20 protein-coding genes are annotated in these 25825 nt (G+C 53.1%); all 20 read left to right on the plus strand.

Annotation, left to right across the window (positions count from 1 at the left end; genetic code table 11):
- The first annotated feature begins 322 nt into the window (after positions 1-322).
- The 20 genes from B1748_RS32890 to B1748_RS32980 all read left to right on the plus strand — a co-directional run bounded on the left by B1748_RS32890 (position 323) and on the right by B1748_RS32980 (position 25766).
- Complete coding sequence (locus tag B1748_RS32890; RefSeq protein ID WP_087572206.1) at positions 323-715, plus strand: hypothetical protein; 393 nt, start codon at positions 323-325, stop codon at positions 713-715.
- A 118-nt stretch (positions 716-833) separates the two neighbouring features.
- Complete coding sequence (locus B1748_RS32895) at positions 834-1046, plus strand: hypothetical protein (RefSeq protein ID WP_087572207.1); 213 nt, start codon at positions 834-836, stop codon at positions 1044-1046.
- A 112-nt stretch (positions 1047-1158) separates the two neighbouring features.
- Complete coding sequence (locus B1748_RS32900; protein ID WP_087572208.1) at positions 1159-1704, plus strand: GNAT family N-acetyltransferase; 546 nt, start codon at positions 1159-1161, stop codon at positions 1702-1704.
- A gap of 3 nt (positions 1705-1707) precedes the next feature.
- Entirely contained in the window at positions 1708-2817 is a 1110-nt protein-coding gene (locus B1748_RS37860) for a GNAT family N-acetyltransferase (protein WP_179215944.1), read from the plus strand.
- A gap of 32 nt (positions 2818-2849) precedes the next feature.
- Positions 2850-4622, plus strand: a complete 1773-nt coding sequence (locus B1748_RS32910) for a helix-turn-helix domain-containing protein (RefSeq protein WP_087572209.1) — start codon at positions 2850-2852, stop codon at positions 4620-4622.
- Positions 4623-4724: 102 nt separating this feature from the next.
- On the plus strand, positions 4725-5735 hold the full coding sequence (locus tag B1748_RS32915; RefSeq protein WP_256976097.1) for an ABC transporter substrate-binding protein: 1011 nt from the start codon (positions 4725-4727) through the stop codon (positions 5733-5735).
- Positions 5732-6793, plus strand: a complete 1062-nt coding sequence (locus B1748_RS32920) for an NAD(P)/FAD-dependent oxidoreductase (RefSeq protein ID WP_087572211.1) — start codon at positions 5732-5734, stop codon at positions 6791-6793. Before B1748_RS32915 ends, B1748_RS32920 begins: the two co-directional genes overlap by 4 nt.
- A 267-nt stretch (positions 6794-7060) precedes the next feature.
- The gene (locus B1748_RS32925) at positions 7061-9325 is read left to right on the plus strand and encodes a helix-turn-helix domain-containing protein (RefSeq protein ID WP_087572212.1); all 2265 of its coding nucleotides are present in this window, start codon (positions 7061-7063) and stop codon (positions 9323-9325) included.
- Between the two features lie 116 nt (positions 9326-9441).
- On the plus strand, positions 9442-10341 hold the full coding sequence (locus tag B1748_RS32930; protein ID WP_087572213.1) for an ABC transporter permease: 900 nt from the start codon (positions 9442-9444) through the stop codon (positions 10339-10341).
- 32 nt (positions 10342-10373) lie between these two features.
- Complete coding sequence (locus B1748_RS32935; protein WP_087572214.1) at positions 10374-11270, plus strand: carbohydrate ABC transporter permease; 897 nt, start codon at positions 10374-10376, stop codon at positions 11268-11270.
- Between the two features lie 73 nt (positions 11271-11343).
- Positions 11344-12627: an FAD-dependent oxidoreductase gene (locus B1748_RS32940; protein WP_087572215.1), complete on the plus strand. Its 1284-nt coding sequence runs from the start codon at positions 11344-11346 to the stop codon at positions 12625-12627.
- A gap of 43 nt (positions 12628-12670) precedes the next feature.
- Entirely contained in the window at positions 12671-13849 is a 1179-nt protein-coding gene (locus B1748_RS32945) for a glycosyltransferase WbsX family protein (protein WP_179215945.1), read from the plus strand.
- Between the two features lie 239 nt (positions 13850-14088).
- Positions 14089-15726 carry an extracellular solute-binding protein gene (locus B1748_RS32950; protein ID WP_087572217.1) on the plus strand — a complete coding sequence of 546 codons (1638 nt, stop codon included), beginning with the start codon at positions 14089-14091 and terminating at the stop codon, positions 15724-15726.
- Between the two features lie 49 nt (positions 15727-15775).
- Positions 15776-16798 carry a Gfo/Idh/MocA family protein gene (locus tag B1748_RS32955; RefSeq protein ID WP_087572218.1) on the plus strand — a complete coding sequence of 341 codons (1023 nt, stop codon included), beginning with the start codon at positions 15776-15778 and terminating at the stop codon, positions 16796-16798.
- Positions 16799-16848: 50 nt separating this feature from the next.
- Positions 16849-17841 (plus strand): Gfo/Idh/MocA family protein, encoded by a 993-nt coding sequence (locus B1748_RS32960; protein WP_087572219.1) that lies wholly within the window; start codon positions 16849-16851, stop codon positions 17839-17841.
- Positions 17838-18707 (plus strand): sugar phosphate isomerase/epimerase family protein, encoded by an 870-nt coding sequence (locus tag B1748_RS32965; RefSeq protein WP_087572220.1) that lies wholly within the window; start codon positions 17838-17840, stop codon positions 18705-18707. Before B1748_RS32960 ends, B1748_RS32965 begins: the two co-directional genes overlap by 4 nt.
- Before the next feature lie 325 nt (positions 18708-19032).
- Positions 19033-22767, plus strand: a complete 3735-nt coding sequence (locus B1748_RS32970; protein ID WP_179215946.1) for an apiosidase-like domain-containing protein — start codon at positions 19033-19035, stop codon at positions 22765-22767.
- A gap of 197 nt (positions 22768-22964) precedes the next feature.
- Positions 22965-23210, plus strand: coding sequence for a hypothetical protein (locus B1748_RS37090; protein ID WP_179215947.1), 246 nt, complete (start codon positions 22965-22967; stop codon positions 23208-23210).
- Positions 23186-23371 (plus strand): hypothetical protein, encoded by a 186-nt coding sequence (locus B1748_RS36615; RefSeq protein WP_143810432.1) that lies wholly within the window; start codon positions 23186-23188, stop codon positions 23369-23371. The genes B1748_RS37090 and B1748_RS36615 overlap by 25 nt, the downstream gene beginning before the upstream one ends.
- On the plus strand, positions 23334-25766 hold the full coding sequence (locus B1748_RS32980; RefSeq protein ID WP_179215948.1) for an alpha-L-rhamnosidase-related protein: 2433 nt from the start codon (positions 23334-23336) through the stop codon (positions 25764-25766). Before B1748_RS36615 ends, B1748_RS32980 begins: the two co-directional genes overlap by 38 nt.
- Positions 25767-25825: the final 59 nt, after the last annotated feature.

Consider the following 25825-nt stretch of genomic DNA (forward strand, 5'->3'; position numbering starts at 1 on the left):
CCGCATAAATGAGGTTATTCAACAGTCTGAAATCCTCCATCTAATTTATGGAGTATCGGTTGTGGGGCCTAGAATGCTCAGAAATAGAGGGAGCTTTTCCCTTTGTTCCGTTCTATAAGAGCAAATATCTCGAAATAGAGGGCAGTAATCCCCTTAATTGTTCAAGCTGAGGTCAGCCAGTCCCAAATAGCTGGTTTTCCGCTATAATCAACGTGCCAGGTATGTCCGAGGCACGTCGCCCTATGCACAGGCCCATTACCGTGTTATAGTCGGCTTGAAGGTTTTGGAAGATTATCCAGTGATGCGAGAAGGGAGAAGCGGAATGGTCCGATCATTTGGACATGAAATGGGGTTTGCGATGACCATGGGTCCCAAACTTAAGCGCGAAGTTGAAAGACAGCTGCTTCTTGATTTGAACCATTACCATCCATTTCCTGATGAACTAAGGTTTGATTGGTCAGACAGCTGTACTGAGGGCAAATGCTTGAATTATCTGGATGGATCGTTAGACTGTTTTTCCAGCATCTACGTTTACAATAAAGAAGATGAAGTAGTAGGTGACGGATGGATGGATTTTCTGTATGTAGTGGAGATCGATCAACTAATTGTGCACTGGAAATTCCTTGTTATTTATATAGATGAAGCAATGGTTATTGCAAAATCCGACGTTGGAGTACCGGAACATATTAAACAAATATACCGTTTAGGAGGATAGTGGTTAATGATGGAAATCGTAAGGGACAAGTAGAGAAGAGAGAGGGAGCAACGGGAAGGCTCACTCTAACGAATGGTGTGGTCATCATTATGTCACGCAGCGACGAAGAGGAGAATACGTGATAAATAAAAAGTGGCTCGCTGCGGACATCGCTATGAGTATTTCTGGTACATACTACCTGCTGTCCAAATGGGAAAATGCCGAGATTCATAATACTGTTAATGGTTTTTATCGCGGTTTTGTGGCGTTGACGTCGATTATGTGTTGTGGATCGGAAAAGGCAAAAAGGTCGTTTATAGCACCGTTAACTACGGCGATATCGGCGAATTAAAAAAGGGCAGGGATAAAATATTCATAAAGAAGATACAAAACGAGTGGCTCATCACCGAATATCGTTCAGGAGCACCGTGGAACTTGCCCTAATACGAAAGGTGGCTAACGTCATGAATAAGATCCCCGTTATCGAGACGCCGAGGCTGCGGCTTAGGCCGCTAAGGATGAAAGATGCATCTGATGTGTTCCATTACTTCGCTCGGGACGAGGTGACGGAATATTACGATGTGGAGAGCTTCACGGAGCTGGAGCAAGCGGAGAAGCTGATCCAGTTCTGGCATGACAGATTCCACAATCAGCAAGCCGTCCGATGGGGAATTACGCTTCGATCACAAGATCGGGTTATCGGCACGTGCGGTTTCCACAATTGGACCCAAAAGCATTGCAAAGCCGAGGTGGGCTACGAACTGTCTCCCGAGTACTGGCGGCAAGGGATTATGGCCGAAGCTTTGCATGCGATTATGCATTTCGGTTACGGGCGTATGGCGCTGAACCGTATCGCCGCAATCATTCTGCCGGGCAATACGGGCTCCCGAAGACTGCTGGAGAAGATGGGCTTCTATGAAGAAGGCACGCTGAAGGAGTATTATTATAAAAAGGCAAGCTTTAGAGATGCTATTATTTTTTCGAAGCTGAACGCGGGAAAGGAAGCATAACGAATGACCTATCAAAACATCTTGTTCGATCTGGACGGAACCATAACGGATCCCAAGGAAGGCATTACGAAGTCCGTGCAATACGCGCTGGCCAAGCTAGGCATCTACGAAAAAAACCTCGAAGCCCTTACGTCGTTTATAGGACCGCCGTTAGCCCAATCGTTCCGGGAGCTGTACGCGTTCGGCGAATCGGATGCCAGGCAAGCCGTAGAGTACTACAGGGAATATTTCAAGGAGACGGGAATCTTCCAGAATGCGTTATTCGGCGGAATGGTAGACTTGCTGGCCGGGTTGCAGCGGCAAGGGCGCTCGCTCATTCTGGCGACCTCCAAGCCGACCGTATTCGCGAGGCGGATTCTGGAGCACTTCCGGATCGAAAAGTATTTCGCGGAAGTGCATGGCAGCGAACTGGACGGCACGCGGTCCGACAAGACGGAGCTCATCGCGTACATTATGCAACAACATAAGCTGGATAAGTCGGGGACGGTCATGGTTGGCGATCGTAAACACGACATCATCGGCGCCCGCAACAACGGGATATCGTCCATCGGCGTCACGTTCGGCTACGGCAGCCTGGAGGAGTTGACGGGGGCAGGTCCGACGACCGTATGCCATTCCGTAGATGAGTTGAAGAAGACGCTACTTTTGCGGGGGTCTAATCAGGCAACAGTGGCAGAAGTGCGCGCCATTGGGATTCGCGACTCCGAAACCGTGGACCGCCTGACGGCCGTCTGGCATTCCTCCGTGGCGGCGACGCATGATTTTCTGACCGCCGAAGAGATCCGTTCCATTGAACCCGAGGTTCGGCAGGGCTTGCAGCTAATCGAGTATCTGTATGGTTGTTATGACGAAGACAGGCAGCCGCTCGGTTTCGTCGGCATGCAGGGTGACAAGATCGAGATGCTGTTCGTGGAGGCGAAGCAACGCGGGAGGGGCATAGGCAAAAAGCTGCTGGAGGCCGCTCTCAAGCACGAGGGAGTGCGATACGTCGACGTGAACGAGCAGAACGGGCAGGGCTGTGCTTTCTACGCAAACAGAGGTTTCCGGATCGTCGGCAGGTCCGAACTTGATTCGCAAGGCCGACCGTATCCGATTCTTCATTTGGAAATATAGTACATTGTTATGACCTGAGGAGGGAGACATCCATGTCCAACAAACCCGAATTTGAGCCTGCTCGCGCCAAGTCCGCCAGGGTAGCTCCCTCGCTCTATGGGGGAATCCCGGGCGGACGTTTGGATGGATCGTCGTCCCTGCTTCGAGTCCCACCCGGAGAGGAGCTGTTGATCGGGGAGGGACAGCCGCTTGCCTTCCTTCGGCGGGCCGTTCATTATACGGGGCAATGGCCCTCCACAATGAAAAGAAGGCGCGTCGGCGTTTTCGCCCTGCTGTACGTCAAGCACGGCCGTGGCGAATTAACCGTCGACAATGTCCCCATCTCCATTGCCGGCAATCAGCTTCTTCTGCTCACGCCTGGCATGTATATGATCGAACAGGCTGATGCGCTTGCAGACTGGGATGTCCATTACATCGCCTTCAAGCTGATGCGTTCGGTTCGAGAGGATGGGGGTTGGTCGCTTGCACCCTTCGAGCCGTCGCATTTCCCGAGAGGCGGAGCAATGTCCGTTACTGACATGCACTCGATCGAAAGGTTAATCGAACGTCTGCATAAGGGGGCAGACGACGCTGACGGCATGTTTCGTTGGAGGCGCCAGCTGGCACTGTCAGAGCTGCTTTATATGATTCTGTCGGAGCAGAAGGCGCAGCGGAGCCCTTATTCGGCGCCGGATGCCGTAAGGCGCTGCGCGGCTTATATCGACCAACACTATAAGGACAATATTCGAATGGACGAGCTCGCAAGCTGGTGCGGTCTACATCCCAGCACGTTCACGCGTCATTTTAAGGCTGCGATGGGGATGCTGCCCAGCGATTATTTAATCCATGCGCGCATCGAATCGGCCAAAACCATCTTGCCGGGGGGAGGTCCGCTGAGGGAGGTTGCGCGGCAGGTGGGTTTTTGCGATGAATATTATTTTAGCCGGATGTTCAAGAAGGTTGCCGGAGTCTCCCCTTCCGTCTACATTCGAACGGCGGGAGAGCGTTCGCAAGGCAAGGAGCGAAACGGCAGGATATTGAAGCCTGTTAATGTCGCGGTTACGTACGTGGACGAGGTCGACCATCTGATCGCGCTTGGCCTGCTCCCCGCAGCCGTGCCTGCCGATCATCAACCGGATCGGCAAGAGACGGTCATTCCCTATCTGAAGCCTTATATTGCCCATCTCCTGCATATCGGCTGCGAGCTGTCGATCGACATGGAGCGGCTGCGCAAGCTTGCCCCCGAGCTGATTATCGTCGGCCGCTTCATGAAGAGCTGGGGCGTGAACGGCTTTGCCGACATCGCCCCGACCCACTATTACAGCTGGGAGGTAGACTGGCGCAACGTGCATCGCCAGCTCTCGGCCATGCTGGGACGGGAAGCCCACGCTGAGCAAAATATCGCGCAATTCGATCGGCTCGTCCGCTCCGCGAGGGACCGGATGTACGCTGCATGCGCGAGCAAGACGTTCCTCTTCCTGGAGTCGACACGGGAAGGCGTAAGGGTAAGTCCTTATATGAGCAACGGAGGCTGGCTGCTCTACCAGCAGCTGGGACTGACGCCGGCATCGATCGTGAGCGTCAACGGCTGGGAGCATTACGTTACGCCGGAGGAAGCGGCCGCGATTCCGGCCGACTATCTGTTCGTAGGGCAGCGAAGCGGCGCCGCCGACGTGCATCGCGGGTTGTTGGAGGAGCCCGGGATACGAAGGTTAGGTCCCCGTTTAATCGAGCTGCCCCGCTATCCATGGGGGAAGGGCGGTCCGATCGCCTACTCGATGGGCGTGAAGCTGATCCTGGCTTTGTTTGCAAAATTCCACAAATAATTTGCGGAAATCGTACATGGCTTTCCCATCGGAAATGCGTTACTCTTCTTGTTGAGAAGAATTATCATTATCGACTGACGAGGAGAGAAAGCTGTGAAGAGAATGCAAAAATGGGGAATCTTGCTGGCGATGTCGGCACTTATCATGATTCTGTTGGCCGCTTGCGGAGGAGAAAACAAGGCGACAAACGAAGGAGGAGAGGGAAGCTCGGCGCCTGGCAGCGCGAGCCCCTCGCCTGAGGTTATAGAAGAGACGCCGGAGCCGTCGCCAACCGTGCGCACTGTCACGACGCTGGCAGGCACGGTGGACATTCCGGCCAATCCGGAGCGGATCGTACTGACGTATGACGACGACGTCGATCACTTCCTGGCGCTCGGTCTTAAACCTGTCGCCGCTCCGCTCTATGACAGGGACGATAACATTAACGGCTATCTGCCTTATTTGGCGGATCAATTGGAAGGAATGGGAACGTTTCCGCTGTCCACCGATTTCGAGCCTATCGTGGCTGCGGAGCCCGATCTGCTCGTTGCCGGTTATCATCACCGCGAGGTGCTGACGGAGCTGCAGAAGATTGCTCCTACCGTCTACTTCGAATGGGATGTCGACTGGCGGAAGACGCATCTGGAGATGGGACGCCTGCTGAATTTGGAGGAGAAGGCTAAGAGCAACGTCGATGCCTTTAATGCGGAAATGGAAATTACCAAGACGTATGTCGCAGACGCAATCGGAGACGAACCCGTCGCGTTTATCAAGGTCCGTCAAAATCAGCTGGAGCTGTACGGCGGTCCGGGAACCGGTTCTTCCGCTTCCTTTATCCTGTACGATCTGCTTGGCCTGACGCCGGTTAAGGATGCCGCTACGGACACATGGGGCGCGCAGTTCTCGCTTGAGAGCTTTACGGGGCTGGAAGCGGAGCATCTCTTCCTGTTGGTGCAAGGGAACGACGAAAATGCGGCGCTTGTGGACGACTTGCTCAGCAATGAGCTGTACAAAAACGTGCCGGCCATTCGGAAGGGCCAGGTGTACAAGGTGAATAGTTATCCATGGGAGCGCGGCGGTCCAATCGTCTTTACCGAGGGAATGAAGCAGATTCGCGAGATGATCAAGCCATGAGCGGCCCATCTTCGAACGAGACTGGCGGTCTCTACGATCTGACCATTATCGGCGGCGGTCCCGCGGGCATGTATGCGGCGTTTTACGCGGGCATGCGGGATATGAAGGTTAAGCTGATCGAGGGTAAGAACGAACTGGGAGGTTTCCTGCATCACTACGCTGAGAAAATGATCTGGGATGTCGGCGGCATCCCGCCGCTCCGCTGCGATGGACTAATCGAGCGACTCGCGGAACAGGCTAGGACATTCGAACCGGTCATCGTCTTCGGCCAGCGGGTCGACGGGCTGGAGACGCTGCCTGGCGGCGCTTATCGATTGCGCACCGATACCGGAGAGTCGCATGATACGAAGACGATTCTTGTCGCGGTTGGTCGGGGCATTACCGAGATGACCAGGCTGAACATTCAAGGCGCGGACCGTTATGAGCTGACCAATCTGCATTATACCGTCCAGAACCCGGAGTCCTTCCGGGACAAGCGAGTGCTCATATCCGGCGGGGGAAACTCCGCCGTAGATTGGGCGAACGAGCTTGCCGACGTGGCCAAGCAAGTGATCGTGGTGCATCGCCGCGAGGAGTTCGGCGCCATGGAGCGCAGCGTGTCCAACATGCTGCAGGTGGCGGACGTGCGTACGCCCTATGAGCTGCATGGGCTACACGGCGCGGGAGATGTTATCGGCGCGGTCAGCATCGCGCATATCGAGAGCGGCGACACGGAGATGATCGAGGTCGACGCCGTGGTCGTCAGTCACGGCTATACGCGCAGCTACGGGGATCTGCTGGAGTGGGGTCTGGATATCGGCAAGCACGGAATTCATGTCAGCGACCAGACGGCGACGAACCTCCCCGGTATCTTCGCCGCCGGAGATTGCGCCTCGTACTCCAACAAAGTCAAGCTGATAGCCGGGGCCTTCACCGACGCGGTGCTCGCCGTTAACAGCGCCATGAGCTACATCGATGCCGAGGCGCCTAACATGGCATATGTCTCTTCGCATAACGAGAAATTCCGGGAGATGAACAAGCAGTTGCTTCATGCAAGCAAGGCTGTAGAAAAACAATAAAAGACGCGGCAGGGCAAGGTTTCGGTCGTTAAGCTTAGGTAAGACACGGAATGCGGTTCCGTGTCTTATTTGCATTCGAGAATGTGCCAGATTCGGCTATAATACGGAAGGAATCGGTCTCGTACGAATATGACCGATTTGTCAAAAATCGCTCATTTACTTTTCGGCCCCAAATCGATATAAAATGATAAAGGCGCTAGCGATCGTTCTACTTACTTTTTGTAAGCGTTAACAGCATAGAGAAATAAAAAAGGGGCCAAGAAAGTCATGAACAAAAAATCCAGGTTATGGCGAGATTATTTGATATCCTATGTTTTTATTTTTGCCATCCCCTTCCTCATCCTCGGTATGTTTATATACATGAACGCGGTGAAGGTTGTTCAGCATGAGATCGAACAAGCGAACAGCTATAAGCTGAAGCAGGTGCAAAGTTATCTCGACGGCCAGATTAACGGCTTAAAGCATATGGCCGCTAAGATGGCCTTTGATCAACGGCTGACTCCATATGCGGCTAAGCTGAACGACTATTCGGCAGCGGAGACGGTGAAAGAGCTGTCCAGATACAAGGACAACAGCTTGATTTTGGAGAGCGTATTGCTTTACTTCCGCAACGATGATCATATCTATTCCGATGAAGGCGTTGTTTCGCTTGATGTGCTGACCCAAGAGATGTATCCCTTCCCGCTGGCGGAACGCGAAGCATTTTTGCACGATTTGTCTACGAGTCTCCAGATTACATTGAAGCCAGCCGTTCCGGTACAGCTGAGAGGCAGCCGGGAAGAGCGTCTGCTCACTTATATGTTCCCGATTATGCCGAACAATAGCCAACCTTATGGCACGGTGCTGTTTCTGATCAACGAATCGATGCTGACAAGCATGATGAGCAATATGCTGGGCAATGTGCAAGGCGCCGTCTATTTGCTTAATGAGGCGGGTGAAGTGCTTGCCGTCGAGCGAACGGAGGATTCTCCTGAGCTGGAGCGAATTATGCAGAAGTCCGAGCTTAAGACGGGCGAAGTTATTAGCAAAATCGGCTCTACAAGCTATTCGGTCATGAGCGAGAAGTCGGAGCTGACGGGCTGGACGTACATGATCGTGATGCCGACGGATCAATTCTGGTACCGGGTTATCGAGTTCAAGCAGATCGCCGGCCTGGTGCTGTTGCTGGTGCTCGTGATCGGCATTGTTGCGGCCTGGTTCGTTTCCTTCAAAAAGTCGGGCCCGATCCGCGCTCTGGTTGCGCATTTGCAGCATCAGAGCACGCCGGGAAGATCGGAGCGGGGAAGCGCCAACGAGTTCGAGTTTATTCGTGGAACAGTGGATGACCTGCATCATTACACGATGCAGTTGGAGACGAATATGGAGCAGCAACTGCCGCTTGTTATCGATCAAATGCTCTATCGGGCATTAACGGGGAGCGGCTCCGAAGCGGAGACGGGGGCGGACGCGAGCGCTGCCTTGCATCCACATATTCAAGGCCAATATTATTACGTTATGGTTATTTCTTATCGCCAGGATAACCATCCAATCGTTGGCTCGTCCGGCAGCGAGGCGCTGTACCGTCTTCTGAATCGGGTCGAGGCGGCGGGCAGTGACGGTTTCGGCATTGAATTGCTGGATGAGCAGGCATTCGCGCTTGTCATGTCGGTTCAGGAAGTTGTGGCGGATACTAGAGCGCATCAGAAGCAGGCTGCCGACGAGATCCAGACGCTGCTGCGCGAGAAGCTCGGCATCCACTCCTTGATCGGCGTCGGTACGGCATGCGTAGAGCTGTCCGACATTAATCAATCGTTTATCGAAGGCCTTGCCACCATCGAATATCGGCTTCTGTTCCCGGAGGGGCATGTGCTGTTCTTCGAGGATACGGCGAAGCTCCAGGATCATAATCGCCAATATTCGATGGGCGATCAGATGAAATTTACGCAAAGTCTTAGAATGGCCGATCAAGCGGTATGCCTCGACTCCTTGCAAACGATGCTCGACAATATGGCGCAGATGGAGCAGTCTGTGCTGTTGCTTCGTTATATTTGTTTCGATCTGGTCAATGCCGTGCTGAAGGAGATGAGAACTCTGAAGATCGGGATGGATTGGCCGGAGACGAAACGAATGATGGAGTTCCAGACGTTGGAGGATTTGCGGGAAAGCATGCGTATCGTCGTGATCCGGATATGCGAGCATGTGGGCGCGGGCAAACAAACAAAACGGGCCGACCTGTGTGCCAGAATTATAGAGGAGATCGATCAGGGCTACAGGTCGGATCAGCTAAGCCTGGACATGCTGGCCCAGCAATTCGACGTATCCGCTTCCTACATCAGCAGATTAATTCGCGAGCAGACGGGCACATCCTTTATAGAATATGTACAGCAGCTGCGGATCGAGGCTGTTAAACGCGAGATGTTGTCAACCGATCGTCCCATCAAAGATATTATTATCGAAGCCGGCTATCAGGATATGTCGAGCTTTATTAAGAAATTCAAGAAGTCCGAGGGGCTGACCCCGGGGGAATACAGGAAAAAGGCGCGGACGGAATAAGTCATTTGCGACGAAATCCAATATGACCAATTGAACAAAAATCACTCATTTACACTAGACCCCCCTCGAATTTATAGTGAGAACCATCAACAGATGAGGGGAGGCAAAGGTTCTCGATGATCACGCTTTCAAAGAACGTTCGCAAGTATTGGCAGCTGTACGTCTTTATTGTTCCCGCGCTGGCTTACTTTATTATTTTTCATTACATCCCGATTTACGGCGCGCAAATCGCCTTCAAAAACTATTCGGCTGTAAAAGGGATATGGGGGAGCACATGGATTGGCTTTGATCATTTCGAACGTTTTTTTAACTCGTATTACTTCAAGCTGCTGTTAACCAACACGCTGCAGATCAACCTGTACCAGCTGGCGCTGTTTCCGGTCTCGATCATTGTGGCGCTGTCGATCCACGAGGTGACCAGAGCGCGGTTCAAACGATTCGTGCAGCTCGTTACGTATGCGCCGCATTTTATTTCGGTCGTTGTCATCTCGGGCATGATTCTTGTGTTTCTTGATCCGTCCTCGGGTATTGTCAACACCATTATTAAAGCTTTGGGCGGGGAGCCGATTTCCTTTATTACGGAGCCGGGATGGTTCAAGAGCATTTATGTGTTGTCGGGGGAATGGCAGAACCTGGGATGGGGCGCCATCATCTATTTGGCAGCGCTTGCAGGCATCAATCCGGAGCTTCATGAGGCTGCGCAAATCGACGGTGCCAGTCGCTGGCAGCGAATCTTCCATATCAATGTTCCGGGCATTATGCCAACCATTATTATTTTGTTTATTCTTAATCTCGGCAGCTTCATGAACGTGGGCTTCGAGAAGATTTATTTGTTGCAGAATCCGCTGAACATGGAGTCCTCCGAGGTCATTCAGACGCATGTGTACAAAAGTGGTTTGCTGCAAGCGCAGTATAGCTACACGGCGGCAATTGGCTTGTTTAATAATGCCATTAATTTTGCGATTCTGCTTATCTTCAACAGACTGGCGAGAAGGAGCGGCAACAGTCTATGGTAGAATCGAAACGGAAGACCGGGGGGACTTAAACGATGATCAGACAAACATGGGGAGACCGGGTATTCCAGGTTATGAATAGCGGATTTCTTGCGATTCTGGCTTTGCTGGTCTTGTATCCGCTGGTGTATATCATAAGCGCGTCGATTAGCGATCCGTCTTATGTGAATGCCGGCCAAATGTGGTTATGGCCCAGAGGACTAACGTTCGAGGGGTACGAGCGGGTATTTCGTAATCCGGATATATGGCAGGGATACTTGAACTCCGCTTTTTATACCGTTGCGGGCGTATTGATTAATTTGGCCGTCACCTTGCCCTGCGCGTATGCGCTGGCGAGAAAGGATTTGCCAGGCCGCACGCCGGTGACGCTCGTTATTATTTTTACGATGTTTTTTAGCGGCGGCTTAATTCCAAACTACCTGCTTGTGAAGGACCTGGGCATGGTGAACACGTATTGGGCGTTGCTGCTGCCCGCTGCGGCTTCGGCGATTAATATAATTGTATCGCGAACCTTCTTTCAATCGAACATTTCGCGGGAGATGGAAGAGGCGGCGGCTATGGATGGCTGTTCGGATTTCAGAATGTTTTTTGTTATTGTGCTGCCGTTATCCAAGGCGATCATCGCGGTGATGGCGTTATTCTACGGTGTCGGTCACTGGAATCAGTACTTCAGCGCATTAATTTATTTGAGCGACAGAGACATGTTCCCGCTTCAGCTATTCCTGAGAGAGATATTGGTGCAGCAAGAAATTGCGGCGCAAATGCTGATGAACGGCGGCGATATGGAATTGTTGATGGCAGAGCAGACCCGCATATCGGAGCTGATCAAATACGCGGTTATGATTGTTGCCGCACTGCCGCTTATTGTTGTTTATCCGTTTGTTCAGCGTCATTTTGTACAAGGCGTTATGATTGGATCTATTAAAGGATAATAACATTCGGGAACGGGCGAAGCGGGGGATGCTGCGCCCGTTCGTTCGCTTGTAATAGAGGAGGAAGAGGATTATGTTGAAGTCGCAACAACACGTGCAGGAGTATGATGTCGTCGTGGTCGGAGGAGGATCGGCTGGAACGGCGGCAGCGATGCAAGCGGCCAAAGCCGGGGCAAGAACGGCTCTGATCGAAAAAAACGGGATGCTGGGAGGAACGACGACGGTTGGAGCCGTCAATTTCCCGGGCTTGTTCCACGCTTGGGGGAAGCAGGTGATCGCCGGTTTCGGCTGGGATGCGGTTATGCGGACGGCCGAACTGGAGGGCGTGGAGCTGCCGGACTTCTCCACCGTGCCCGAACGGCATTGGCATCATCAAATTCGCGTCAACCGATTCCTGTATTCCGCCGTGCTGGATGAACTGTGCCTGGAGGCCGGAGTGGAATTGAGATTCCATGAAATGACGGCGGCCGCGGAGCCGACCGATTCCGGCATTCTGCTGACCGTGGCGGGCAAGGAGGGGATCAGCCTGCTTCATGCGAGCAAGGTTGTGGACGCAACCGGAGACGCCGATGTATGCGGCTTGCTTGGTTATGAGCGAGTCCAGAGCGAGCATAAGCAGCCCGGCGCGTTAATCAATGAAATCGGCGGGTACGAGATGGACGATATTAATCCGCTTGAGCTGAAGCGGCTTTATGATGAGGCGCTTGTACAAGGGAGTATTCGGATGACGGATCATCCGGCAAGCGATATTCCGTTCTATCATGAATTGAAGGGCGGCTCCATCAGCATGCATGTGCCGGGCGTAGACGGCGGCAGCTCGGCGGCGAGATCGGCGGCGGAGCTGGAGGCGCGCCGGACCTTGCTGCGCATCTACAAATTTCTGCGCACAGTTCCGGGCTGCGAGCGGCTCACGGTACGATTCGCCGCGAGCGAATGCGGCATTCGCGAAACATGGCGGATCCTCGGAGAGGAAACAATCACCGAGGAAGCATATTTGAAGGGTTATGTATGGCCGGACGCGATATGCTACAGCTATTATCCGATTGATCTGCATCACCCGAGCAGCAATACGGTCGAGAAGAAGTATCCGGCCGAGCATGTCGTGGCGACGATTCCGTACGGGGCGCTTATCCCGCAGCGGAGCGAGCATTTGCTGGTCGCCGGACGTTCTATTGCCGGCGATCAGATGGCTAATTCCGCTTATCGGGTGCAGGCTACTTGCATGGCAACCGGGCAAGCCGCCGGAGCTGCGGCCGCTCTGGCCGCGCGGAATATCGTAAACGTCCGGGAAGTGTCTTATCAGGAATTGACGGATTGTCTGCGCCAACATGGAGCAATCGTACCGAATCGTATGTAGAGCTCGGTATAGGATAAACGACTGAGTCAGGGAGATGATCAAGATGTCAGATAAAAACAATCAGCCGACAGTAGCCGTCTATTACTTTCCCAATTATCATATCGATTCCCGTAATGAAGCCGCCCATGGCGAAGGGTGGACCGAATGGGAGCTTGTGAAATCGGCCACCCCGCGTTTTCCTGGCCATCAGCAGCCGAAGGTGCCGTTATGGGGATACTTGGACGAGTCCCTGCCGGAAACTGCGGAGAAGCAAATTGATGCGGCGGCTGATCATGGAATAGATGCTTTTATCTACGACTGGTATTGGTACGAGGATGGACCATTCCTTAATGCAGCGCTAGAGAATGGTTTCTTGCAAGCGGCTAACAATAATCGGTTGAAATTTTCGATTATGTGGGCAAATCATGATTGGATTAATATTTTTCCATACAAGCGGGGGACGGACCACACACTCTTGCAAAAGGGACAGGTTTCTCTGAAGGCTTTCGAAGAAGCTTGCGATTATATGATTCGAAATTATTTTGTCCATCCGAACTATTGGCGTGTCAATGACGGATTGTACGTATCCTTCTACGAGCTTATGAGCTTGATTCAAGGGCTTGGAGGTCGGGAGGAGACGCGTAATGCGTTGGAAGCTTTCCGTGAGAAAGTGCGAGCGGCCGGTCTGGGCGAGTTGCATCTGAACGCTGTTGTCTGGGGGATTCAGAATTTGCCGGGCGAGCGCACATTGGAGAATCCGGCTGAGATGGTGAAGGACTTCGGATTTGACAGCGTTACTTCTTATGTGTGGATTCATAACGTGCCAATGGAAACGTACCCGACGGTATCCTATCCAGAATATGCATCTCTCGCCCAGAAAGACTGGTCTCGATTCCGGGAGCAGTTTAACGTACCTTACTTTCCGAATGTGTCCATGGGCTGGGACTCGTCCCCCCGAACCGTGCAATCGGATGTCCATGCCAATATCGGATATCCGCATACGCCGATCCTGGTCGGCAATACGCCGGATGAATTCCGAAACTCCCTTCTGGCGGTTAGAGACTTTTTGATTGAAAACGCCGCAACGCCGCCGATCGTGACAGTGAATTCATGGAATGAGTGGACGGAAGGCAGCTATATTGAACCAGATACGGTGTATGGCATGCAGTATTTGGAGGCGATTCGCGATGTGTTCGGAATGAGGAAGCAGCATCCGGGCGAATATAAGGGACAAAGTACGTAAGGGAAAGCACGTAAGGAATAGGTCATTTACGACGGAATCCAATATGACCGATTGAACAAAAATCACCCATTTACACCAACTCCCCTCGAATCTATAGTGAGAACCATCAACAGAGGAGGGGAGGTAAAGGTTCCTAATGATTACGCTTCCATAGAATGTTCGCAAGTATTGGCATGGAGCGGCTTTGTACAAGACGTTATGATTGGAGCTATTAAAAATAATAACAGGGAGGTTTTACAATGAGAAAAAGAACAGTGCGCAGCGTAGCTACAGCAGTGGCGCTAATTTTAGCTGTATTGCCGGGTTGCGCGTCGAACGGCAACGAGGGCAATACGAATAAGGGTGCAAATTCGCAGCAAACGGAGAGCCAGAAGCCGTCCGATGCGCCAAAAACATTTAATGAAACGGGCCTTCCGATCGTGGACCAGTCGATCAAGCTAACGATGATGGGGGCCGAGGACATGCAGCGGAATTGGGAGGATTTGTATTTCTTTAAAGGGATGGAAGCGGATACGAATATCCAGTTCGAATTTATGGCTTTGCCAAGCTCCTCCTATAGTGAACGCAAAAATTTGGCATTTGCCAGCAATGAATTGCCGGATATCTTTTTTAATGCGGGACTGAGCAGCAATGATGAAGTGAATTATGGCTCGCAAGGCATGCTGATTCCGTTGGAGCAATTAATTGCGGATTATGCGCCAACCTTGACGAAGCTGTTCGAGGAGTATCCGGAGATTCGCCAGTCGATTACGACGCCGGATGGACATATTTATTCCCTGCCGCAAATCGCGGATCATCCGCGCGACCGTTTCTTCCGCTTGTTCGTGAATGGCGAATGGCTGGACAATCTGAAGATTGACAAGCTGCCTTCGACGGTCGACGAATTTTATGATCTGCTGGTGAAGTTCCGCGACGAGGATCCTAACCAGAATGGCAAAGCCGACGAAATCCCGCTGACCGGGGATAACAAGCTGAATTATATTCGCCCGATTATGTTGTCTTACTTCGGTTATGTGAGCGACTTTATCAATGTGAAGGATGATAAGGCCGTCTTCGTGCCGGCACAGTCCGGTTATAAGGATTATTTGACCTTCATGCATAAGCTGTACGCGGAGAAGCTGCTGGATCCCGAAATTTTCTCCCAGAATAGAGCGCAGATGACGGCCAAAGGCGAGAATGAGCTCTACGGCGTCATGGGCAACAGCCTGCCGGTCTTCGGCGGGAAGGACAGACAGGTTGTGCCGAACAACATCCTTGACAATCCACAGATGCCGCCGCTCGTAAGCGAGGCGGGCGCAACGCCGATCTATCTGGAGCGTGACACGATTCGCCGCGGCATGTTCGCCATTACGAGCGCGAATGATCATCCCGAAGCAACGATCCGCTGGCTGGATCACCTCTATTCGGAGGAGGGGTATCTGCACGCGCAATACGGTATAGAGGGAGAAAGCTATCGCTGGTCCGATACGGATCCGAAGTATGTGGAGTTTATGGTTCCGGAGGGAATGCTGGAGAACGACTTCAAAAATACGAAGGTATCTAATCTGGGTTACGGCTTCGCCAACGAGGAGCTTGAGAAGAAGTTCCTGAATTCGAGCTGGCTCGGATTCGTGTTGAACGATCAGGTCGGACAGTATGAGGAATACGGCCAGAAGGCGTTCCCGCTTGCTTACTTCACAGAGGAAGAGCTTCAGCGGGTTAATGCGATTACGGTCGATCTGCAAACCTTTATCGAACAAATGGAGGCGAAGATCGTCGTTGGTCAGGACCCGGTATCGAAATGGGAAGAATACGTGCAGACAATGAACAAAATGGGGGTAGAGGAACTGGTAAGCATCTATCAAGCCTCCTATGATCGCTGGAAAAACGCAAAATAATAATCGGCAACGTGAACGAAACGTCAAATAAAAGAAAGGAATGAGCGCAATGGGAAACTTGACATTCGCAATCGTCGGCAGCGGCTGGGTGGCGGGCGAATATATGAAGGCAATCGATGCGTCGTTGCATGCGAAGGTTGGCATGGTCGTCAGCGGCAACCGCGCCTTCGCCGAGGCCAGACTGGCGGAGCTGGGGATCGCCGCCACCGTGACGGAGCGTTATGAAGACGCGGTATCCGATCCGCGGATCGACGCGATCGTGCTGTGCTCGACGCCCGAACTGCGACCGCAGCATGTGGAGCTGGCGGCGCAGCACGGCAAACATTTGGTCATCGAAAAACCGCTGGCGATGAACCGCCGCCAACTGCTGCAGATGGCGGAGGCGCTCGAGCGTCACCCTGTGCAGACTGTGGCGAGCTTCGTCCTGCGCTGGAATCCGTCGTTCAACAATACGAAGGCGCTCATTGCGGATGACGCCATCGGTCGCATCTATATGGCCCAGATCGATTACTGGCATCATGTTGGCCCGCAGTACCCGCAATATCGCTGGAGCAAGACGAGGGCGCTCGGCGGCAGCAGCATGCTGTCCGCCGGCTGCCACGCGGTCGATGCGGTGCGTTATTTCGCCGGAGAGATCGCCGAGGTGAGCGCCTACAGCTGCCGGACATGGAGCGATTCCGACTATGAATTCGATCCGAATGCGATTGCGATCTTCAAGCTGCGGAGCGGGGGAATCGGCAAGGTATCCTCCTCGCTGGAGTGCAAGACGCCGTATAAATTCAACGTGCATCTGCTGGGGGAGAAGGGCGCGATCATGAACAATCAACTGTTCAGCCACAAGCTGCCGGGGCAGACCGATTACAGCGTCATCCCGACGATCCTGCCCGACAGCGGCGATGTCTCGCATCACCCGTTCGAGGATGAGATCAACGAGTTCATCGGCGCGATTCGCGGCGAGGGCGAGGTGCGCTGCTCATTCGCTGATGCGTACAAAACAATGGAGGCCTGCTTCGCCATCGACGAATCGATCGCCGATGGCAAGCCGGTCGCCCTTCCGGATTCGAACTACTAAAAAGGTTCATTAACAAGGTTAATCCCTTAAAGAAAGGTCTGAAATTATCTATGACTGTAAAAATCGGTATCATCGGCGCGGGCGGGATCGCGCGCAGTCACATCCGCGCTCTGGCCAGTACGGATGAGGCGCGCGTCGTCGGCGTCTACGACATCAGCGAGGAGGCGGCGGCGGAGGCCGCCGCCGAAGCCGGGGAAGGCGCGGAAACCTTTGCGACGACGGATGCATTGCTTGACCGCAACAAGATTGACGCGGTCATGATCTGCGTGCCGCAATTCGCGCGCGGCGATCTCGAGGAGACGGCCGTCGCGCGTGGCATTCATCTATTCGTGGAGAAGCCGCTCGGTCTGGAGATGGCGGAGGTGCGGCGAAAGGCGGCACGGATCGAAGCCTCCGGTCTGATCAACGCGACGGGCTATTGTCTGCGCTATTATGACACGGTGGAGCAGGCGCGCCAGTACCTGGAGGGCAAGCGAGTACACTTGATTCAGGCGCATCGCTTCGGCACGTCGCATCCGAGCGCCTGGTGGCTGCAGCTCGATCGCTCGGGCGGGCATCTGGTGGATGCCGTCACCCATCAGGTGGACATGATCCGCTATCTGGCGGGTGAGCCGATCGAGGTGAGCGCCCGATTCGGGCGCGCAGCTCTGGACCGCATCCGTCCGGAGACGACGATCCCTGACGCCGGCGCGTTGACCTTCAGCATGGCGTCGGGCGGAGTCGGCAGTATCACCGAATCCTGCGTGTCGTCTTATCACGGGGGATCGGAGATCAAGCTGTTCGGAGCTGACTTCTTCGTGCAGATCGTCAACAACAGGACGGTCACGATCATCGATGACCAGCAGCAGGTGACTCGGACCTCGAAGGTGAACGAGATGGACGCGCAGGTCCTCGCCTTTGTACGTGCAGTGCGCACCGGCAAGCAGGAGCTCGTGCGCAGCAACTACGCCGAGGGGGCGCGGACGCTGGCCTTCACGCTGGCGGCCAATCGCGCGGCCCGCGAGGGGCGCGCCGTAACTGTGGCAGAGGAGGCGGAGCGTTGAGTATCGGGATTAGTACTTATAGTCTGATGCGGGCGCTGCGTGCGGGCGAGATGACGATCGAAGAGGTCTTCGAATGGGCGGCGGCGCACGGGGCCGCGCATATCGAGATTGTCCCGAGCGGCTTCGAGCTGGGCGAGGACGAGGCGCGCGCAGACGCGCTGAGGCGGCATGCGGAGCAGTGCGGCATCGCAATCTCGAATTATACGGTATCGGCGAATTTTATCGCCGATTCGGAGTCACAGTTCAGGGCGGAGATCAAGCGTGTATGCCGGCAGGTGGATATCGCGCATCGGCTCGGCGTGCGCCGGATGCGGCACGATGTCGCCGAGCGGCCGCTCGGCGAAGCGACGATCCTGCGCTTCCAGAGCGATCTGGGGCGACTGGCTGAGGCATGCGCCGAGGTGGCCGATTACGCCAGCCAATACGGCATTGTGACGAGCGTAGAGAATCACGGGCGTCATATGCAGGCCAGCGAACGCGTGCAGATGCTGTTGCATGCCGTGGATCGGCCGAATTTTTGCACGACGCTGGATATCGGCAACTTCCTTGTCGTCGACGAAGATCCGGTCGCGGCGGTGAAGCGTATGATCGGGCAAGCTTCGATGATTCACTTGAAGGACTTCTACGTGCGCTCGGCCCGTCTCGATCCAGGGCAGGGCTGGATGCGCAGCAACTCGGGCCGCTATCTGCGCGGAGCGATCTTCGGCCACGGCGATGTCGATGTGCGGGAGATCCTGCGCCTGATCAGAGCTTCCGGCTATGACGGGGACTTGTCCCTGGAGTTCGAAGGCATAGAGGATTGCAAGCTAGGCACGCAGATCGGACTGGAGAACGCGCAGCGTCTTTGGGACGAGGCGGCGCTCTAGCCGCTTCACGGTGCGGGTTTCATCGGCGCGACCTGCGGAGGTGATCCGATGTCCCGCATCGGCGTCTCCTCCCGCATCGGCGTCTCCTGTCATATCGTGCGTGAGGCCGATATGACAGGAGATGCTTAACGGCGTGCATGTTTACCGAAGTGATGATCGCCAACTGACTATGAGGAGTGAATTGTCCATGGTACATACGAACTCTTACGCTGTATATCGAAATAAAACAAAAAGGCTCTTCTCCTGTTTACTTGTTATTTGTTTATTAATCGTTTATGCAGCTCCAGACAGAGCAGGCGCCACTGAAACAAAGGATTATACAGAGTTGCCCGCCGGGCTGCATCTGGTGTCTCACGGGGCGCCGGTGACAGCTTACAATGGCATGGTATTCAATGACTCGTTGCAGGGAAACCCGACCGGATCTCGGAAAAATTTGACGGACGGCAACCTCACGACCAAGGCAGGCGGGTATGGAGCTGTTGATTTCTATATCGACCTCGGCACTATCATGCCTCTGAACTATGTCCAGGCCAATTTCAGTCGATTGTGGGATGGAACCAACAAAGTTTATGTATCTGACGATGCCGCGAATTGGACAGAGGTCATCAGCGGTAATGGCAGTCAGTACGAGTATTTAAGTGACGAAGCGGCAACCAATAGCTTGACAGAGCCGAATGTTTTCGGAGCGTTGTTTCCAGTCGGAACGGAAGGCAGGTATGTGAGGCTGACTGCGAAGTCATGGGCGGATCTTTTCGAATTCCAGATCTATTCCAGCCTTGATCCGTTCCCGGACTATTTGGAAGTGCCCGCCGGCATGCAGCTGATTTCCCAAGATGCATCGGTCACAGCGTACAATGGGATGATATTTAACGATGGGTCGCAGGGCAACCCGACTGAACCGCGGGAGAATATAACGGATGGCAGCCTGACGACGAAAGCCGGCGGATACGGAGCCGTGGATTTCTATATCGATTTGGGCCAAATATTACCTATTGATTATGTGAAAGTGTACTTTAACCGTTTGTGGGATGGAACGAACAAGGTTTACATTTCTGATGATGCAGAGAGCTGGACTGAGGTTCTCAGTGGAGATGGCAGCATCTACACCTATTTGCGGGATACCGCAGCAACGAACAGCTTGACACAGCCCAATGAACTCGGCGCCTTGCTGCCAGACAATAGTTCGGGCAGATATGTAAGGCTCGTGACCAAAAATTGGGCCAATATCTATGAGCTTCAAGTTTATACTTCACATACGATACCAGCGGAACAGATTACGGTGACAGGACCTATTAATGGAAGCGTTATCAATGGCTTCTCGACTCAAATGAATGCAAGCATTACGCCAGGCGTGGCTTCAGATTCCAGCGTTACGTGGAGTGTTTACACGCCGCCGGGATCAGACGGCGAGGCTTCGATTCACGCCGGAACGGGATTGTTATCAGCAATTGCTCCCGGGGTTGTGACTGTACAGGCGACAGCGAATGACGGCTCCAATGTTGTCGGACTCATGGATGTGCTCATAACCTCAACGGTAGAGAAATGGCGTGACATGGAATTTTCCCTGACAAGCTCCAATACCTATATCGATCCCTTCATGGATGTGGAGGTTACAGCGACCTTTACAGGTCCGAATGAGGAAATACTGACACGCCCCGCATTTTGGGACGGAGGACATACATGGAAAGTAAGATTTGCCCCGACAGCAGTAGGGAGTTGGGAGGTAACAACGCAGGCGACAGACATAACGGACACCGGACTGAATATAAGTGTTCCGCTTTCCTTTGAAAGTGTGCCTTATAGCGGGGGACTGGATATTTATAAGCGAGGTTTTGTGCAATCCGTTCCGAATGAACGTTACTTTTCATATGACGATGGAACCCCCTTCTTCTATCTGGGAGATACGCACTGGCTTATGCCGGTCGAGGATTACGACTCTTCTAACGTAGAGGGCATTGACTCGCAATTCAAATATGCGGTGGATCATCGAGTAAGCCAAGGCTACACAGTCTATCAATCGGAACCACTTCAGCTAAATAGCAAAGGAATGGATGTTTCACAAGGAATCCTTGCGAAAGGATTGGCATTTCTTCAAGACATAGACAGGAAATTTCAATATGTTGCCGACGCCGGCCTTGTACACGCCAATGCTTCCTTCACATATACACCAGCTTTGAATGTGACGGATACTACTCTTCTTGAGAAGCTCGGTCGTTATTGGCAAGCAAGGTACGGAGCTTATCCCGTTATGTGGACCATTGCTCAGGAGAGCGATCAGAACTTTTACAACGGTATCGACCCTCAATACTGGCAGACGTTTGCCGAAGCTCTCTATGATAGCGATGCTTACAAACACCCTATAAGCGCACATGTGGAAGCGATTACAACATTTGCGACGACATGGGGAGACAAGGATTATCATACCTGGTTTGCCGGACAACCAATCCTCACGACAAAGGATGTTTTTGAATCCTTCTGGAACTATCCGATTACCAAACCTTTTGTCAGCTATGAAACGGGTTATGAGTTTAACAATGTAACTTCAAATGAAGCCCGGGCATTCGCTTATAAAGCTTTTGGCAATGGCTCTTACGGTATCGGTTATGGTGTTCAGGGCCAGTGGGCGGTCAATAATTCCCCGGATGATTGGTTTCGTTACGGTCCTTATTACAGATGGTTTGACGGGTTGCATGCACCGGCAGGAAGCCAGATGACTTATTTCAAAAATTTTTATTCGAGCATTCAATGGTGGAAGCTCGTACCAACCTTTAATGATACATTATACGGCGAATTGTCCAGCAACCAGAACTCTTATCTAACTACGGAAGGCAACAAAACCTATGTTGCCTACTTCTCGGGAGGAAGTTCTGTTCTTACCGGCAAGCTGAAAAGTATGGCTGATACGATCTATGAAGCGCGATGGTTTAACCCAAGATCCGGAGCGTACACACTCATATCCGATCAGATTGAGCCAACGAACGGAGAGTGGATCATTCCGGCGAAGCCGGACGATAAAGATTGGGCGTTATTGGTTACGTCCAGCCAATCCTCGCTTGTTGCCAACCTTGTCGTGTCCAGCGCTAATAATGCAACAACCATTGTCACACAAGGCGGAACGCTGCAGATGTCAGCCTCGTTAGGGACGGATTCGAACATCGGAACGATAAGCTGGGATGTAACAAATATGGATGGAACGATTACAGACCTGGCTGCAATAGACGGGAATGGTGTGTTGACAGCGATAAAAAACGGGGTTGTGAAGGTGATCGCCTCAACTTCGGGTGGAGCTTTTGTGGGTTCCAAGTCGGTTATTCTTGTCAGACAGGATGATCCCAATCCTCCTGCACAAGCACTTGGGCTTTCGATTAAACGAGACATAAAAGGCAACCAATTGCTGGCCTACTTTGAGCCAAGTCATACATTGGATCAACGAGTCTTATGGGAAGTGTTCGAAATCGATGGAATAACGCCGACTGACAAGGCTCTCATTAGTGAATTTGGCGTTGTTGTGCCAATACTGGAAGGTACGGTCCGTGTGGTTGCTACTGCGCTCGATGGTTCTGGACTTTCGGCTTCGTATGATTTCGTCATCCCGCCGTTTAACGATGTCATTTTGAATCCGTTGTTTACGGGAGCCACGGTGACCGCATCCTCGACCGATTACAAGAATGGCTACCGACCAATCAAAGCGATTACTAGCCAGCATGGCTCTTGGTCGGGCTGGGCGTCCGATACGGTTACGGGTGTGACCTCTTATGCAAATCCGCAATGGCTGCAAGTAGAATTCGCAGAGCCTACGACGTTTAATCATTTGGAAATCTATACGACGAAATCGGGTCCTAATGGATTCCAAATGAGAGATTACGATGTGCAATATTGGGATAATGATGAGTGGGTAAATCTGTATTCCGTACAGGATAATCAACTCGCTTCCGCGGTTGTGTTATTTCCGGAGGTTACAACGAGCAAGATCAGGGTCATATGTTATGAAGGCGACAGGATGGGGATCGCACGGGTTGACAGTATAGAAGTTTATCAGGATATAGTGGAATCGCAATAAACGCCCACTATTTTCCAAGAAAAATCGTTTTGTCTTCTGCAGGATTAGGACTTGCTGAAATGGTGGATTCGTCAAGCGTGATGGACAAGCTGGCCGCCCATTGATGGAAATCGAGGGAGGCTCATGAGAGCTCTCCCAGAATGACGCGTTTGATCATGTGATCGTCAATGATTCGATGTTTGTTCTGTGAGCCATAGATGAGCGCATGTGTACAGGCTTTGTTAATCAGACGGGCCGCAGCGTTGGAGCAGATAGATGTCATTGATCGCCCCGTCCGTAAAGATGCCGTCATAAGCATCCATGTGCCGGTCGTAGACGGCGGCAGCTCGGCGGCGAGATCGGCGGCGGAGCTGGAGTCGCACCGGACCTTGCTGCGCATCTATAAATTTTGCGCACGGTTCGGGCGCAGGCCGCTTGTATGGCAATCGGGCAAGCCGCCGTAGCTGCGGCTGCGCTGGCCGCGCGGAATTACGTGAACGTTCGGGAATTGTCTTATCAGAAATTGACGGATTATCTGCGCCAATATGGTACAATCGTACCGAATCATACGTGGGGGGGGATGCAAGGTGGAGAAACGTTGGACGGCATTATGGATTACGGATGAACGATTCGCCGATCGTCCGAAGCTCGATCTGTTCCATAAGGAGATGGATGACGGACAGGCGTACAGTCACGAGGACAACTTGACGAACGTTCATATGCTCGTCCGCAAATCGTTCGAACTGGACCGGGTTGGCGAGGAGGCCTGGCTGGATATTACAGCGGACGATTATTACAAGCTGTATATAAACGGGCAGCCGGTTGGTCAAGGTCCGGCTCAAAGCAGCTACGATCATTATTATTACAATCGTTATAACGTTGCGTCATACTTGAAGCCGGGAACGAACGTGATCGCCGTTCATCTCTATTATCACGGGCTTGTTTGCCGCTCTTACAACAGCGGCGATTACCGCCAGGGCATGATCGCGGAATTGGAGATCGACGGACGGCTCGCGGCGGTTACCGATGAGACATGGTTGTGCCGGATAGCGGAGGAATACGGCAGCGGCGGCATTATCGGCTATAATACGCAGTTTCTCGAAGCGATAGACAGCCGGAAGAAACAGGCCGATTGGCGGGAGCCCGAAGCTTCTCTTGCCGATTGGAAGCCGTGTCGCACGCTTGCGGGCCATGATTATACGCTGATTGCCCAGCCGACGCCGCCGCTCGCGGTTTATTCCATCCGCCCGAAGCGCGTTGTTCGGTTATCGGAGGGCGGCCTTTGGATAGATTTCGGTCATGAATTGACCGGACAGCTGCAGTTGCAGGCGCGCGGTCAAGCGGGAGATATCGTCGAAATTCGCTGCGGCGAGGAACTGCTTGAGTCCGGGGACGGAGCCGGAGCCGGTGCCGGTGACGGTGCGGAGGACAGAGCCGGTGACGGTGCGGGGGACAGAGCCGGAGACGGTGCGGGGGACAGAGCCGGAGACGGTGCGGGGGACGGAGCGGAGGACAGAGCCGGAGATGGTGCGGGGGACAGAGCCGGAGACGGTGCGGGGGACGGAGCCGGAGACGGTGCGGGGGACGGAGCGGAGCAAGAGCCTCGGCGCGTTCGCTTTCAGATGCGCTGCAATTGCGATTACCGGGAGCTCTGGACCTTATCGGGCGCGGTGGACGAACCTGACTTCTATGACTACAAAGCGTTTCGTTACGCCGAAATTATTGCGCCGTCTTCCGTTGTCATCGATATAGACAGCATTCATGCCATCGCGAGGCATTACCCGTTGAATGAACAAGCGAGCCGATTCCGCTCCTCCAATGGTTTGTTAAATCAGATCTGGTCGATTTGCGGCAACGGCGTGCAATGGGGTTCTCAAGAAAACTACGTGGACTGCCCTAGTCGAGAGAAGGGGCAATATCTGGGCGACAATACGATCATTACGCATGCCCATGCTTATCTCTCGGGCGATTTGCGGCTGTTCCGCAAATCCTTGCTCGATTTCCGGCAATATTCCCTTAAGGTATGCGAGGGTTTTACGGCGGTTGCGCCGGGACATCATATGCAGGAAATTGCCGACTTTTCGCTGCAATGGCCTATGCAGCTGCTGCAATATTACAGGCAAAGCGGCGATGCCGACTTTCTGCGCGAGATGCTTCCGGCGGCCGAAGGCATTCTCCGCCATTTCGCGCAATTCGAACGAGAGGATGGCCTGCTGGAGCGGGTAACGGACAAGTGGAATTTGGTGGACTGGCCGGTTGGGATGAGGGACGACTACGATTTTCCATTGACGCTGCCGATCGGCGAGGGCTGCCATCTTGTTGTAAATGCCTTTTATTACGGAGCTTGGAGCGTCGTGCTGCAAATGCGGGATATTCTGGACGCCCAGGTTCAGGTTCAGGGGGATTCTCAAGATAAGCAAAAGCAGGTGCAAAGGCGCGAGTCGTTCCGAACGCAGTTTTACGATCCGGAGCATCGATTGTTTGTGGATGCGGCGGGCTCCAGCCATCATTCTTTGCATGCCAATGCGCTGTCGCTGCTATTTGGACTTGCCGACGAAGGGGAAGAAGTACAGTCGATTGTGCGGTTCATTAGCCAAAAGAGGCTGAGCTGCGGCGTCTATATGGCTTATTTTGTTCTTCAGTCGTTGGCGAAGGCGGGAGCATACGACTTGCTTTACGAGCTGATTGTATCCGACGACGCCAATTCCTGGAGCACCATGATCAAGGAAGGAGCGACAACCTGCTTCGAAGCCTGGTCGAAGGAAGCAAAATGGAATACAAGTTTATGCCACCCTTGGGCAAGCGCCCCGATTCCGATGCTGATCGAACATATCGCGGGCATTCAGCCGGCGGAGCCGGGATGGACAGAGGTGAACTTCCGGCCTCGAATTCCTGCAAGTCTTGAGGAGCTGCATCTATCGTTCCAGACGGTTGCCGGACCCTTTGTGCTGGAGCATGGGAAGGAAGGAACGTTTTTACTTACGCCTGATGGTGTAAAGATACGCAGCGAGCAGCTGTAGGCGTTAAAAACGCCGATGGACCGTAAAGTAACTCTGTTTAGCAGCCATAGTCGTTAATA

The organism is Paenibacillus sp. MY03 (genome assembly GCF_002165585.1).
Classification (GTDB): Bacteria; Bacillota; Bacilli; order Paenibacillales; family Paenibacillaceae; genus Pristimantibacillus; species Pristimantibacillus agaridevorans.